Source organism: Pseudomonas trivialis, from assembly GCF_001439805.1.
Taxonomy (GTDB): domain Bacteria; phylum Pseudomonadota; class Gammaproteobacteria; order Pseudomonadales; family Pseudomonadaceae; genus Aquipseudomonas; species Aquipseudomonas trivialis.
On record NZ_JYLK01000014.1, the window covers coordinates 68,878 to 83,049 of the forward strand.

15 protein-coding genes are annotated in these 14,172 nt (G+C 61.1%); 8 read left to right on the forward strand and 7 right to left on the reverse strand.

Annotation, left to right across the window (positions count from 1 at the left end; all coding sequences use genetic code 11):
- Nucleotides 1-407: 407 nt before the first annotated feature.
- Entirely contained in the window at nucleotides 408-2,066 is a 1,659-nt protein-coding gene (locus TU79_RS18925; RefSeq protein ID WP_057009427.1) for a nitrite/sulfite reductase, read from the forward strand.
- Nucleotides 2,050-2,544: a DUF934 domain-containing protein gene (locus TU79_RS18930; protein ID WP_003235539.1), complete on the forward strand. Its 495-nt coding sequence runs from the start codon at nucleotides 2,050-2,052 to the stop codon at nucleotides 2,542-2,544. Before TU79_RS18925 ends, TU79_RS18930 begins: the two co-directional genes overlap by 17 nt.
- 130 nt (nucleotides 2,545-2,674) lie before the next feature.
- Here TU79_RS18930 and TU79_RS18935 read toward each other — a convergent pair whose 3' ends face one another.
- Nucleotides 2,675-3,076: a MerR family transcriptional regulator gene (locus TU79_RS18935; RefSeq protein WP_057009428.1), complete on the reverse strand. Its 402-nt coding sequence runs from the start codon at nucleotides 3,074-3,076 to the stop codon at nucleotides 2,675-2,677.
- A 71-nt stretch (nucleotides 3,077-3,147) separates the two neighbouring features.
- Here TU79_RS18935 and TU79_RS18940 point away from each other — a divergent pair, with 71 nt between their 5' ends.
- Together TU79_RS18940 and poxB are read left to right on the forward strand one after the other, a co-directional pair.
- On the forward strand, nucleotides 3,148-4,380 hold the full coding sequence (locus TU79_RS18940; protein WP_057009429.1) for an NADH:flavin oxidoreductase/NADH oxidase family protein: 1,233 nt from the start codon (nucleotides 3,148-3,150) through the stop codon (nucleotides 4,378-4,380).
- A gap of 77 nt (nucleotides 4,381-4,457) precedes the next feature.
- Nucleotides 4,458-6,182, forward strand: coding sequence for a ubiquinone-dependent pyruvate dehydrogenase (poxB, locus tag TU79_RS18945; protein ID WP_057009430.1), 1,725 nt, complete (start codon nucleotides 4,458-4,460; stop codon nucleotides 6,180-6,182).
- A gap of 65 nt (nucleotides 6,183-6,247) precedes the next feature.
- On the opposite strand, the gene TU79_RS18950 is transcribed toward poxB, so the two are convergent.
- Complete coding sequence (locus tag TU79_RS18950; RefSeq protein ID WP_057009431.1) at nucleotides 6,248-6,805, reverse strand: NADPH-dependent FMN reductase; 558 nt, start codon at nucleotides 6,803-6,805, stop codon at nucleotides 6,248-6,250.
- Between the two features lie 227 nt (nucleotides 6,806-7,032).
- Between TU79_RS18950 and TU79_RS18955 the strand changes: the two genes are divergently transcribed.
- Nucleotides 7,033-7,269, forward strand: a complete 237-nt coding sequence (locus TU79_RS18955; protein ID WP_057009432.1) for a hypothetical protein — start codon at nucleotides 7,033-7,035, stop codon at nucleotides 7,267-7,269.
- 62 nt (nucleotides 7,270-7,331) lie between these two features.
- On the opposite strand, the gene TU79_RS18960 is transcribed toward TU79_RS18955, so the two are convergent.
- Nucleotides 7,332-7,676 (reverse strand): hypothetical protein, encoded by a 345-nt coding sequence (locus TU79_RS18960; RefSeq protein WP_057009433.1) that lies wholly within the window; start codon nucleotides 7,674-7,676, stop codon nucleotides 7,332-7,334.
- 184 nt (nucleotides 7,677-7,860) lie between these two features.
- On the opposite strand from TU79_RS18960, the gene TU79_RS18965 reads away from it, so the two are divergent.
- Nucleotides 7,861-8,778, forward strand: coding sequence for a LysR substrate-binding domain-containing protein (locus TU79_RS18965; protein WP_057009434.1), 918 nt, complete (start codon nucleotides 7,861-7,863; stop codon nucleotides 8,776-8,778).
- 22 nt (nucleotides 8,779-8,800) lie between these two features.
- On the opposite strand, the gene TU79_RS18970 is transcribed toward TU79_RS18965, so the two are convergent.
- From TU79_RS18970 to TU79_RS18990, 4 genes are all read right to left on the reverse strand, one after another.
- On the reverse strand, nucleotides 8,801-9,379 hold the full coding sequence (locus TU79_RS18970) for a GNAT family N-acetyltransferase (RefSeq protein WP_057009524.1): 579 nt from the start codon (nucleotides 9,377-9,379) through the stop codon (nucleotides 8,801-8,803).
- A 283-nt stretch (nucleotides 9,380-9,662) separates the two neighbouring features.
- The gene (dnaQ, locus tag TU79_RS18980) at nucleotides 9,663-10,403 is read right to left on the reverse strand and encodes a DNA polymerase III subunit epsilon (RefSeq protein WP_169793802.1); all 741 of its coding nucleotides are present in this window, start codon (nucleotides 10,401-10,403) and stop codon (nucleotides 9,663-9,665) included.
- 72 nt (nucleotides 10,404-10,475) lie between these two features.
- Nucleotides 10,476-10,928, reverse strand: a complete 453-nt coding sequence (rnhA, locus tag TU79_RS18985) for a ribonuclease HI (RefSeq protein ID WP_003207474.1) — start codon at nucleotides 10,926-10,928, stop codon at nucleotides 10,476-10,478.
- Between the two features lie 32 nt (nucleotides 10,929-10,960).
- Nucleotides 10,961-11,719, reverse strand: a complete 759-nt coding sequence (locus TU79_RS18990) for a class I SAM-dependent methyltransferase (RefSeq protein WP_057009437.1) — start codon at nucleotides 11,717-11,719, stop codon at nucleotides 10,961-10,963.
- Nucleotides 11,720-11,784: 65 nt separating this feature from the next.
- On the opposite strand from TU79_RS18990, the gene gloB reads away from it, so the two are divergent.
- Complete coding sequence (gene gloB / locus TU79_RS18995; protein ID WP_057009438.1) at nucleotides 11,785-12,552, forward strand: hydroxyacylglutathione hydrolase; 768 nt, start codon at nucleotides 11,785-11,787, stop codon at nucleotides 12,550-12,552.
- 98 nt (nucleotides 12,553-12,650) lie between these two features.
- A complete protein-coding gene (locus tag TU79_RS19000) occupies nucleotides 12,651-14,057 on the forward strand; it encodes a transglycosylase SLT domain-containing protein (protein ID WP_057009439.1) in 1,407 nt (468 codons plus the stop codon).
- Nucleotides 14,058-14,172: the final 115 nt, after the last annotated feature.

Genomic DNA, 14,172 nt, shown 5'->3' on the forward strand with positions numbered 1-14,172 from the left:
ATATTGACCGCCATCATAGTGGCAATACGACAGGCAATCGAGACGCCAGCAAGAAAGTCTTCAGGGATGGCCAACCCAGAACAGCGCTGTGCCAACTACCAGCACTATCAGGAACAGAATCGCCCAGGCATCCACGGTAATGCCAGGTTTACGGGCTTTTGTAGAATTGCTCATCGCATCGCCTCTTGTCGGTTTTATAGGTGATTGCATCAAGACTCGAGCACAGTAAAGTTCATGCTTGCCCATATGACAAATGTGGGTATCGCGATAACGGTTCGCATTAGTCATTTTGGTTATTTGCATATACTCAAACATCACTTTTGCGCATAAACGCAACCTGTTATCGTGCGCCGGCTCCGTTGGGAGTGCGCGGCCGTGCGCGCAGATTTGCCGAGAACAGGACCTATATGTACGTATACGACGAATACGATCAGCGCATCATCGAGGACCGCGTCAAGCAGTTCCGTGATCAGACCCGACGCTATCTGGCAGGCGAACTGAGCGAAGAAGAGTTCCGCCCTCTGCGCCTGCAAAATGGCCTCTACGTTCAGCGCTTTGCACCCATGCTGCGGGTGGCCGTGCCCTACGGCCAACTGACCTCGCGCCAGACGCGCATGATGGCCAGGATTGCCCGCGACTTCGACAAGGGCTACGCCCACATCAGCACCCGCCAGAACGTACAGTTCAACTGGCCGGCGCTGGAAGATGTGCCGGACATCCTCGCCGAGCTGGCCACCGTGCAAATGCACGCCATTCAGACCAGCGGCAACTGCCTGCGCAACGTCACCACCGATCAGTTTGCCGGTGTGGCCGCCGACGAGCTGATCGACCCGCGCCCCTGGTGCGAGATCGTGCGTCAGTGGACCACCTTCCACCCCGAATTCGCCTACCTGCCGCGCAAGTTCAAGATCGCCATCAACGGCTCGACCTCGGACCGCGCCGCCATCGAAGTGCACGATATTGGCCTTGAGCCGGTGCACAACGCCGCAGGCGAGTTGGGCTTCCGCGTACTGGTGGGTGGCGGCCTGGGCCGTACCCCGGTGGTCGGCGCCTTCATCAATGAGTTCCTGCCGTGGCAGGACCTGCTCAGCTACCTCGACGCGATTCTGCGGGTTTACAACCGCTACGGTCGGCGTGACAACAAGTACAAGGCCCGGATCAAGATCCTGGTCAAAGCGCTGACCCCAGAGGTGTTCGCGCAGAAAGTCGATGCCGAGATGGAACACCTGCGCGGCGGCCAGACCACCCTGACCGAAGCCGAAGTACACCGCGTGGCCAAACACTTCGTCGACCCGGATTACAAAGCCCTGAGCAACCAGGACGCCGAGCTGGCGGCGCTCGATCAGCAGCACCCGGGTTTCGCCCGCTGGCGCACCCGCAACACCCTGGCGCACAAACAGCCGGGCTACGTGGCCGTGACCCTGTCGCTCAAACCCACCGGCGTTGCGCCGGGCGATATCACCGACAAGCAGCTGGACGCCGTCGCCGACCTGGCCGAGCGCTACAGCTTCGGCCAACTGCGCACCTCCCACGAGCAGAACATCATTCTGGCGGACGTCGAACAGAGTCAGTTGTTCACCCTGTGGGGCGAGCTGCGCGAGGGCGGTTTCGCCACGCCGAACATTGGCCTGTTGACCGACATCATCTGCTGCCCGGGTGGCGACTTCTGCTCCCTGGCCAACGCCAAGTCGATCCCGATTGCCGAATCGATCCAGCGTCGTTTCGATGACCTGGACTACCTGTTCGACATCGGCGAGCTGGACCTGAACATCTCCGGCTGCATGAACGCCTGTGGTCACCACCACGTCGGCCATATCGGCATCCTGGGCGTGGACAAGAAAGGCGAAGAATTCTACCAAGTGTCCCTGGGCGGCAGCGCCAGCCGCGATGCGAGCCTGGGCAAGATCCTCGGCCCGTCCTTCGCCCAGGAAGCCATGCCCGAGGTGATCGGCAAGCTGATCGATGTGTACGTCGAACAGCGCACCGAAGATGAGCGTTTCATCGACACCTACCAACGCATCGGCATTGACCTGTTCAAGGAGCGCGTCTATGCAGCGAATCATTAAGAACAACGAAGTCCTCGACGAAACCTGGCACCTGCTGCCCAAGGACGCGAGCTTCGACGGCATCTCCAACTGCGACGACCTGATCGTGCCGCTGGCGCTGTGGCGCGAACACGGCCACGCCCTCAAGGCCCGCGACGGCGGCCTGGGTGTGTGGCTGGACGCCGACGAGGAAGCCGAAGAGATCGGCGCCGACGTGGAGCACTTCCAGGTCATCGCCCTGAACTTCCCGGCCTTCACCGACGGGCGCAACTACTCCAACGCGCGCCTGCTGCGTGACCGCTACGGTTACAAGGGCGAACTGCGCGCAATTGGCGACGTACTGCGCGACCAGCTGTTCTACCTGCGCCGCTGCGGGTTCGACGCCTTCGCCCTGCGCGCCGACAAGGACCCGTACGAAGCGCTGGAAAGCCTGAAGGACTTTTCGGTGACTTACCAGGCCGCAACCGACGAACCGCTGCCGCTGTTTCGGCGACGCTGAGTTCACGGAACGCCGCAGGACCTAATGTGGGAGGGGGCTTGCTCCCGATAGCATCGTCTCAGTCAACATCTGCGTGACTGACCCACCGCTATCGGGAGCAAGCCCCCTCCCACATTGGCACTGTGCACATTCAGGACTGTTTTATCGACGCCAGCACCCGCTCCTGCCCCATCGAACACGGCACGCCTTCCGGCTGCGCCCGCACCGCCTCGATCACACCCAGCAACTGTGCCTTACTGTGCTCAAGCTGCGCCTGCATCACCTCGATCTGCGCTACCTTGCGTTCCAAACCCTCAATCAGCTCGTCTCGTTTGTACTCGCCCGGTGCGGGCATCAACGCCTTGAGTTCCTGCAAAGTAAATCCAGCCTGCTGCGCGCTTTGGATCAATTGCAGAGTCTGCAGCGCATCCGGCCCGTAGCGTCTGTACCCATTAGCTTGACGCCCCACCTGGCTGATCAGGCCTTGAGCCTCATAAAAACGGATGCGTGAAGCCGCCAGTCCGCTCTGTTTTGCCAGCTCCCCAATGTTCATCAAAACGCCCGCTTGACATTAAAGTTAACTTTAAGCTTAGCCTGAGGTCTCCCCTGCTCAGGAGTCAACCCATGTCACCTTTCGAACCCTTGCAACTGCCTAACGGCCAAGTTATCGCGAACCGTATCGCCAAAGCTGCCATGGAAGAGAACATGGCCGATGCTCGGCAAGCACCTTCCCGCCAGCTCAAGCAACTGTACAAAGCCTGGGCCGATGGCGAGCCTGGCCTGCTGTTGACCGGCAACGTGATGATCGACCGCCATGCCATGACCGGTCCCGGCGGCGTCGCCCTGGAAGACGAGCAGCATTTGGACAGCTTTCGTGAATGGGCGGATGTGGCCCGCGCCAAAGGCACGCACTTCTGGGTGCAGCTCAGCCACCCCGGTCGGCAGACCATGGCCAACCTTGGCCAGCAGGCTTTGGCACCTTCTGCCATCGCGCTGGACCTGGGCAGTTTTTCCAGGTTGTTTGCCAAGCCCAGGGCCATGACGCAAGAGGATATCCAGGACGTGATCAAACGCTTCGCCACCAGCGCACGCCTGGCCGAAAAAGCCGGCTTTACCGGGGTGCAGATCCACGGCGCCCACGGTTATCTGCTCAGCCAGTTTCTCTCGCCCTTGAGCAACCACCGCACCGACCGCTGGGGTGGCTCGTTGGAGAACCGCGCGCGCCTGTTGCTGGAAGTGGTGCATGCGGTGCGCGCGGCGGTCAGTCCGTCATTCTGCGTGGCGGTCAAACTTAACTCGGCCGACTTCCAGCGTGGCGGGTTTGATGACGCCGATGCGCGTGCGGTGGTTGAGATGCTCAACCCCCTGCCCATCGACCTGCTCGAATTGTCCGGCGGCAGCTACGAAGCCCCGGCCATGCAAGGTGAGGCGCGCGACGGGCGCACCCTGGCGCGTGAGGCGTACTTCCTCGAATTTGCCAGGGAGCTGGCAATCATCGCGAAAATGCCACTGATGGTCACCGGTGGGATTCGCCGTTTGCCGGTGGTGCAGCAAGTACTGGACAGCGGCATCGCCATGGCCGGCATCGCCACCGCCTTGACTCTGGAGCCGCAGTTGCTCAAGCACTGGCGCGAAGGCCGCGATCTAAACCCACAGCTACAGCCCATCAGTTGGAAGCGCAAGCCTCTGGCCGCCCTCGCTACGCTCGCCGTAGTGCGCGACCAGATGCGCCGCCTGAGCCTTGGCCGTCTGCCCGATGCCAAGACGACACCGTGGCTGGCATTGCTGCGCGATCAATGGTTTATCGCCCGACGCACTCGACAATACCGCGCCGCAATGACGCAATCTTCACGTTAAAAACGGAGCATTCGCCGTGATCGAACTGTCCCCTATTGATCAGCAGCTTTTAACCTCACTGACGATTGGAGTTCTTCATGGCGAAAATCAACCTGGCCCAGCAATTGGCGACCACCCTTGAACAGGCGGGCATCAAGCGCATCTGGGGCCTGACCGGCGACAGCCTCAACGGCCTCACCGACGCCCTGCGCACCATGGACAGCATCGAGTGGATGCATGTGCGCCACGAAGAAGTCGCCGCGTTCGCCGCCGGTGCCGAGGCCGCCGCCACGGGTGAACTGACGGTGTGCGCCGGCAGTTGCGGACCGGGCAACCTGCACTTGATCAACGGCCTGTTCGACTGCCATCGCAACCATGTGCCGGTGCTGGCGATCGCTGCGCAGATTCCGTCGTCGGAGATCGGCCTTAACTATTTTCAGGAAACCCATCCTCAGGAGCTGTTCAAGGAGTGCAGCCATTTTATCGAACTGGTCAGCAACCCCGAGCAGATGCCCCAGGTGCTGCACCGCGCCATGCGCTCGGCGATCCTCAATCGTGGCGTGGCGGTGGTGGTGATTCCGGGGGATGTGTCGCTGCTGGAAGTGGATGCCAAGCTCAAGCCGTGGCCGGCACTGCACGCGCCGCGCACCTTGCCGGCTGAGGAAGATCTGCAACGTCTGACCCAAATCCTCCAGGGCAACCAGAAAGTGACCCTGCTATGCGGGAGTGGTTGCGCAGGCGCCCATGACCAGGTGGTGGCGCTGGCCGACATGCTTGGCGCGCCGGTGGTGCATGCCCTGCGCGGCAAGGAGCATGTGGAATGGGATAACCCGTTCGATGTGGGCATGACCGGCCTGATCGGCTTCAGCTCCGGCTACCACGCAATGCTCGACTGCGACACGCTGGTCATGCTCGGCACCGATTTTCCGTATCGCCAGTTCTACCCGACCGACGCGACGATCATTCAGATCGACCGCGACCCGCAGGCCCTGGGCCGTCGCGCCTCGCTGGACCTGGGCATTGCCGCCGATGTCAGTGAAACCATCGAGGCGCTGCTACAGCGTTTGACGCGCAAGATTGATCGCAGCTTTGTCGAAACCTGCTTGAAGCATTACGAACATGCCCGCCAGGGCCTGGATGATCTCGCTCAGCCGTCAAAGGCCGGCCGGCCGATCCACCCGCAATACGTTGCGCGCCTGCTCAGCGAACTGGCCGACGACGATGCCATCTTCACCGCCGACGTCGGCTCACCGACCGTGTGGGCGGCGCGCTACCTGAAGATGAACGGCAAACGCCGCCTGATCGGCTCGTTCAACCACGGCTCCATGGCCAATGCCATGCCCCAGGCGATTGGCGCACAGGCGGCGTTCCCTGGCCGGCAGGTGATCTCGATGTCCGGCGACGGGGGTTTCGCCATGCTGATGGGGGATTTCATCTCGTTGGCGCAACTGAACCTGCCAGTGAAAGTCATCGTTTTCGATAATGCCTCCCTGGGCTTTGTCGCCATGGAGATGAAAGCGGCCGGCTATCTGGACACGGGCACCGAGCTGAAGAATCCGGATTTCGCCGCCATGTCCAACGCCATGGGCATCCTCGGAATTCGCGTGGAGCAGTCCGAAGACCTGGAACCGGCCCTGCGCCGCGCCCTGGCCCACGACGGCCCGGTGCTGGTGGACGTGGTCACCGCCACTCAGGAACTGGTGATGCCACCGACCATCAAGCTGGAACAGGCCAAGGGGTTCAGCCTGTACATGCTCAAGGCAGTGATGAGCGGCCGTGGAGATGAGGTGATTGAACTGGCGCGGACCAACTTGCTGCGCTGATCCTGAGTTGACTGCATCGTCCAGGGTGGGAGCAAGCGTTCCCACCCCTGGATGTCATTGGTTACTCAACCGTTATGTTTTTCTACCCACTGGCCAAAGGCATCGATAAATGCCTGCAGGAACGGCCGAGTCTTTTCCGACACCTTCCCCGACTCATCAAACACATTCCCGGCCCCACCGAGGTAGGCTTCCGGCTGCTGCATGCACCACACGTCCAGAAACACCAGGGACTGGCGCAGATGGTGGTTGGCGCCAAAGCCGCCGATGGCGCCTGGCGACACGCTGATGATCGCACCGGGCTTGGCGCTGAAGGCGCTTTTGCCATACGGGCGGGAGCCCACATCAATCGCGTTTTTCAACGGGGCCGGCACTGAACGGTTGTATTCGGGGGTCACGAACAGCACCGCGTCGGATGAACCCACCTGACTGCGGAAAGTGCTGTAGGCTGCCGGCGGTGATGCACCGTCAATGTCTTCGTTGTAGAGCGGCAGATCGCCAATTTCGACAATGTTCAACCTGAGATTGGCGGGGGCCAGTTCGGCCAGTGCCAGCGCGACTTTGCGGTTGATCGATTCTTTTCTCAAGCTGCCAACCAGGACGGCAATCGTGTAGACCTTGCTCATTGAGGTTTCCCGACGTCTGACTAAAGGAGCCTGTAGTTATAAAGTCTTCGCGGCGTGTTCACCAGAAGCTTTTTGAGATTCACGCAGGGTTTGCCTTTCTACTTCCTGCGTAGGAAGCGTCTTAATTCGTCGGCGAATAGTATTTTTTTCCCATAGGTAAACTACCCGGCTTCTTGACGGTCTACACCACCGCAAATCGAGTGTTTATCTCCAGAGGTTCTAAGCAGATGGCAGCAGTACTTGTCGGACAGTTTCATGCCAGAGACGCGGAAGGTCGCGTGTATTCCGTGCATGAGTTCCAGGAATCCAACCCGGCGCAAGGCGACCTGGCTGGCTCGGCGCCCACCACTACCTACAAGCTGGCCATTGGCGACCGTGTAGAGAAACTGGAAGGCGATGAATTCAGACTGATTCAATCGGGCACGGTTATCGTCCGCGAATCAAAGACCACCCTCGCGTCATAAGACCTCGCCTCATCTACCAGCTCAGTCCTGGCCATTGACGGCATTGACTGGGCCGGGGTCGATCAGGGACGACGGATCTCCGTCAGCTCTATGCCCTCCTCTCCCTTGATCTGCTTGAGCGTCACCATCAGGCTGCCCCGCTCCCCCTCGACCGCAAACAATGAACGCAGGTAACCCGGCGAATCGGACATCGGATAGGCCTCCACCTGCCTGACCAGCCTGATTCCCAGAATCGCGCCCACCTGCTCGTCCACCTGTTGCTGGGCGCGGATATAGCGCTCCAGCACCAAATGTTCCGGGATGATTTCGTCTTGATTGTGCAGGAGATAAGCAGCCGCACATCCCACGGTCACCAGGACCAGGAACTGCTTGACCGTTACCCTGCGAAACAGCGAGGGCATGCGCATTTGAGACCAGACCTGTTTTTTTTTGTAAGTACCGGCGCGCCGGCAGTGGTCGTTGATGATCAGACGGCGTCATTCTAGTGAGATCGTGGCCCAACGCCATAGGCATGGCCGACACCGACTGTCTTTTTTGCGCACAATGGCCTGCGCCATTGAATACCCACGGCGCTGCACATAGACTCCGGCCATGCGTTTACGTCATATCGAAGTCATTCAAGCCATCCTGCAGACCGGGCACCTCGGCACGGCCGCCGAGTGGCTGCAGCTCCCCGTGGACGATGTACAAGCCTCGCTCAAGGATGCCGAGCAGCAACTGGGCTTCATGCTGTTTGCCAGCGTGCGCGGGCGCCTGCAGGCGACACGCGAGACCCTCGAATTACAGGCGCACATTGCCCACCTGTACGAAGCGCTGGAGCCGGTGCAACGCCTTGCCAGCCGCTTGAAACATCATCATGCGCCCACGCTTCATGCGCTCTGCACCCCGCCCCTGGCCAATCAATTGCTGCCGCAAAGCATTGCCGCATTGCGTCGCCGCTTTCAGGACACGCCTTGCAGCCTGTCGAGCCAGCCGACACGGGAGATCGTCAGGAGCCTGTTGCTTCACGACGCGCAGGTGGGCCTGAGCCTGCATGATCCGGAGCATGCGCAGATCCTGAGCACACCTGTGGCGCAGGGCAAACTGCAATTGCTCGCGCCCCGAGGCTGGCTCAAGCCCCGGCAAAAGTACATCGCGCTGCAAGACCTGGCCGGGCAGTCGCTCATCGGGCTTGAAGGGCACGACCCCTTGAGTCGCCTGCTGGATGCCAAACTGCAAGCCCTGCGCCCGCTGCCGGTGGTGCAGACGCGAGTGCAGACCTACCAGATGATGCGCAGCATGGTGGAGGCCGGCGAAGGCCTGGCGATTGTCGACCCGTTCACGGCAGCCGGCGCGCACGAGGCCGGACTGGATGCCTGCCCGCTGTCGCCGCCCATCCCGGTGGTCCTTTACGCATTGATGTCGAAGAACGTCGACCCCACGCCCGCGCTGAACGCGTTGCTGGAGATCATTGCGCACAAGGCCGAGGCTCTGCTGGCGGGCATTTCTCCCCATGGGCCTGTCGCGTAACAGGCTCCAGCCCTGGATCGACTCACGACTGCGCTTTCAGCACCGCCTCGGACTTGAACAACCGATACCAGAAAATCGCCACTTCGCGGGTTTGCGGGTCAATGCCGCGATAGCGCAGGTGGTCGATACCGCCCATCACATAGCCGCAGCGCTCATACAACCGGCAGGCGCCGAGGTTGTTGTTCTGGGTTTCGAGCATCATGCCCGGCAGGTTTTTCTTGCGGCTCCAGAACTGCGCCACATCCAGCAACGCCTTGGCCACACCGTGACGCCGCGCCGGCAGGATCACCGCCAGTTCGTCGACATGGGCAAACCCGTTCCAATTGGTGCTGACCACGATATGCCCCACCGGGCAATCGTCCAGGTACGCCATGAAGATTGCACTGTCGGGCGCATCGCGAAAACTGGCGAATTCCTCGGGGTCGATGCCATAACACTTGCGGTACGGCAGGATGCGCTCCACCTGCCATTGATCAACGCGCTTGCCCATCTCCGGCACGCCATAGGCACTGACCTCAAAGCTGAAATCGTTGCCCCACACGTAGGCATCAAAGCCTGCATCGGCGACCCGCACACTGAGCCCTGGATACTTCGGGTTCATGACAGCTTGCATAACTTTCCTCAACGCTTGATGCAATCGACGGTGTAACAACGACCACTGCCGTCATCCTCATGTTGCATCCCATGCAGATCGGCATCCATCGAACCGCCTCCACTTCGCAGCCCGCGGAGCCTGGCCAGGGCGCGGCGAAAAACGAACACTTCCTGCCACAAGGGTAGAAGCAGGGAGCGGATGTGGCGAATGAAGATTTCACGGCTCAGTGCGATCAACTGTGAGAGGGGCCCTGCGCCCTCCCACACGTTCGATCGCATTTGAATCCGAGTCATTGTTGAGTCAGTTGAGTCCACAGCGCCGGCGCACCTGCCGATTTGGCAATCGCCTCCAACCGCGCCACATGCTCGGCCAAATCCTGCTCGCTCGCACGGATGATGGGCGTGGGTTTGCGATCGGCCGGCAGGCGACGGATTTCCGAAGGGCGGTTGCCCGAACCTTCCGCCGAACCGCTGCCGTCGGACGCGTTACCGGCCAGGGACAGACTGGTCTGCCCGCCGGTCATGGTCAGGTAGACGTCGGCGAGAATCTCGGAGTCGAGCAAGGCGCCGTGCAGTTCACGGTTGGAGTTGTCCACGCCATAACGCTTGCACAACGCATCGAGGCTGTTGCGCTGGCCCGGGTGACGCTCACGGGCCATCATCAAGGTATCGAGGATCGAACAGTGCCGGGAAATATCCGCACGGTCCGTCTGCCCCATCAGGGCGAACTCGTTGTTGATAAAGCCGATGTCGAACGCCGCGTTGTGGATGATCAACTGCGCGCCGTTGATGAACTCGAAGAACTCGTCGGCCACCTCGGCGAAACGCGGCTTGCCCTTGAGGAACTCATCGGTGATGCCGTGGACGCCAATCGCGCCTTCGTCACTTTCCCGGTCCGGCTGCAGGTACACGTGGAAGTGACGCCCGGTGAGGCGACGACCCATCAGTTCGACACAGCCGATTTCGATGATCCGGTGGCCGTCGGTCACCGGCATGCCGGTGGTTTCGGTATCGAGTACAACAGATCGGATGGCCATCAGGGTTCAGCTCTCAACGGTGTGGTGGAGTGTGTAGAAGGCGCGATGTTAACACGGCAGCCGGCCTCAGCTCTGCTTGTAGCCGCGCACCTCATCCACGCCACGGTTGGCCAGTTGGTCAGCGCGCTCGTTGCCTGGATGGCCGATATGCCCGCGCACCCATTTCCAGGTGATGTTGTGGCGATTGCATTGCTCGTCGAGCAGTTGCCACAGGTCGGCGTTCTTGACCGGCTCCTTGGCCGCCGTCTTCCAGCCGCGCTTCTTCCAGTTGACCATCCACTCGTTGATGCCCTTCATCACGTATTGCGAGTCGGTCACCAGCAGCACGTCGCAGCGCCGCTTGAGTTCCTCGAGGCCGCGAATCGCGCCCATCAGTTCCATGCGGTTGTTGGTGGTGTTGGCTTCGCCGCCCCACAGTTCCTTCTCCACGCCCTTGCACACCAGCAATGCGCCCCAGCCGCCAGGGCCAGGGTTGCCCTTGCAGGCGCCATCGGTGAAAAGTTCTACGGTATCGGTCATCGTTTGCTCGGTCTTGAATCAAAAAAAGGGGTTCAGGGTTCGCTTTGCTTGCGATTGACCTTGGCCATCGGCATCGGCACCAGCTTGCCCATGGGCTGGCGGGCCACCTGCCGCACCGGGCGCAGGCCGACCACGATCTTGCGCGCCACCAATAGATAGAAGCCGCCACCGGCCAGTTGCCAGGTACCCGCGCGGCGTTCCCAGCCGGCCAGGCGGCCCTGCCACCGGGTCGAGGCAAGCGGCGGACGATAGCACCCGAAGCGGCGTTTCTCCAGCGCGAAGCCCAGCAGGTTCAGCCAGTCCCCCACCCGCGAAGGCGCGATGCACCGTGCCTGGCGCAGGCCGTCCTGGGCGAACACATGGCGCAGGCCCCAGGTGCTCCAGGGGTTGATACCGATAATCAGCAAATGACCACCCGGGCGCACACTGCTCGCCGCTTCACGCAACAGGCCGTGGGGCGACAGACAGAAATCCAGCCCATGCTGCAACACCACCACGTCGGCGGCGTGCTCGCTCAACGGCCAGGCCTGCTCCTCACACACAATCTCCACGCCGGGCAATGGCGCCCCCAGGCGCACATTGCGCTGCACCTGCGGCGCGTCGGGCGGTGTCTGGGCCGATGGGCCGTAATGCACCAGGTAGCCACCAAAGAACCGGCCCAGCTCGTCTTCGAGCATGCGCCGTTCCTCTTCCAGCAAAAATTGCCCGATGGGCCCGGACAGCCATTCGCGGGCTGCGCCGATCAGTGCAAGCCACTCAGGATCGGCCTGGGCGAACGCTTTATCAGTCATTGCATTCTCCTACTCGCCTGGACGTTCTAAGATGCACCAATGTGTTCAGCTTGGCGAATTGAAGAATGATACAGATCAGTGCCCTGCCCGCCTTCACCGATAACTACATCTGGTTGTTACAGGACCCGCACACCCGTTGCTGCGCCGCAGTCGACCCCGGCGATGCGGCGCCAGTGCTGGACTGGCTCAGGCAAAACCCGGAGTGGACCCTCAGCGACATCCTGGTTACCCACCATCACCATGACCATGTGGGCGGTGTTGCGCAGCTCAAGGACGTGACCGGCGCCAGGGTCTACGGCCCGGCCAGCGAGAACATCCCGGCGCGGGACGTGGCGCTGCACGACAACGACCGCATCAGCGTGCTGGGCTGGGACTTTGACGTCTACAGCGTACCCGGCCACACCCTCGGCCATATTGCGTTTTATCACCAGGGCGTGCTGCTGTGCGGCGACACCCTGTTCGCCGCCGGTTGTGGCCGCCTGTTCGAGGGCACGCCGCAGCAGATGTACGCCTCGTTGCAGCGTCTGGCCGACCTGCCCGACGACACGCAGGTGTATTGCACCCACGAATACACACAAAGCAACCTGAAATTTGCCCAGGCGGTGGAACCGCACAATGCCGATATCGCCGAACGGGTGGAAAACGTCCGCCAGTTGCGGGCTCGCGGCGAGATGACGCTGCCCTCGAACCTGGCCCTGGAAAAGCGTACCAACCCCTTCCTGCGCACCTCTGAAACATCCGTTAAACAAAAAGCGGACGAACGGGATGGACGCGACAACCGGGCTGGGGCCGAGGTGTTTGCCAGCTTGAGGGCATGGAAGGATACGTTCTAAGCCTACGTATTCTGATACGTAATTTCTGAATGGTTGACCGGAACCAAAGCGCTTTCTAGAATCGCCCGACATTTTTGCCCGGAACTTACTTCCAGCCAATGTCGTCATCTATTCGTAAATCCATCTCTTCAGACGCATTGACCCGCCTGGCTCAAGCCGTGGCGGTGGCCGTTTCCGCAACTCTGGCGGGCTGCCAATCCACCCAATATGCTGCACAATCCACCGTGCAACCCAAACCGAATCTTGCCGCCAAGATCAAGCAAAAACCCATCTGGCTTTCAGAGAAGCCCAGCCCCGAAGTGCCCCAGGATGTCTGGGAACGCATGCGTCGGGGCTTTCAATTACAGGACAGCGCAGGCGTCAACCCGCGCATCGAGCAACAGCGCCTGTGGTTCGCCAGCAACCCATCCTTTCTGGAAAACGCCGGCGAACGCGGCAGTCTCTACATTCATTACATCGTCGAACGCCTCGAAGAGCGCAATATGCCGCTGGAACTGGCGCTTTTGCCAGTAATTGAAAGCGCCTACAACCCAATGGCCTACTCACGCAGCGATGCGGTCGGCCTGTGGCAGTTCATTCCCTCCACCGGGCGTTACTTCAATCTGCGCCAGACCCGCGCCTACGATGGCCGCCGTGATATCACCGCATCCACCACCGCCGCCCTGGATTACCTGACGCGCCTGCATGACATGTTCAACGGCGACTGGCTGCTGGCCCTGGCAGCCTACAACGCCGGTGAAGGCACGGTAAGCCGCGCCATCGAGCGCAACGAAAAGCTCGGCCTGCCCACCGACTACTGGAACCTGCCCCTGCCCCAGGAAACCCGCGACTACGTGCCCAAGTTCCTGGCGCTGTCCCAGGTCGTGCTGGCGCCGGAAGCTTATGGCGTCAACCTGAGCCCGATTGCCAACACGCCGTACTTCGAGGTGGTTGAGGTCAAGCAGAGCATGGACCTGTCACGGGTCGCCGCGCTGGCTGAAATCGACGAAGACGAACTGTTCCAGCTCAACCCGGCCCTCAAGCAACGCACCACCCTCGACGGCCCTCAACATCTGCTCGTCCCCAGCTCCAAGGCGCAGCTGCTGACCAGCACGCTGTCGACGATGAAGCCCGAAGAACTGCTGGCCATGCGCCCGAAAAAGCAGGTATTCGACGAAGTCGAGACCGCGCCCGTGGCCGGGCGTACCCGCAACTACAAGGTGCGCAGCGGCGACAACCTCACGCTGATCGCCAAGGCCAACAAGGTCGATGTCCACGACCTGCAGCGCTGGAACAAGCTCAATGGCCAGGCGCTCAAGGTTGGCCAGACCCTGGTGATGCAGGACACCCGCCGCGCCGTGGCCAGTGCCAAAAAACCGGTGCAATACAAAGTCAAGAAAGGCGACTCGCTGTCTATCGTCGCCAAGCGCTTCAACGTCGAGATGCAACATCTCAAGCGCTGGAATCCGCGCACGGGCCAGGCGCTGAAGCCGGGGCAGATGCTGGTGGTTTCGGCACCGCGCTGAATCCTCGGCAACACTGAAAATCCAATGTGGGGAGGGGGTTTTCTCCCGATAGCAGTGATTCAGCCAGCGCATGGACTGGCTGACACATCGCCATCGGCAGCAAACCCCCTCCCAC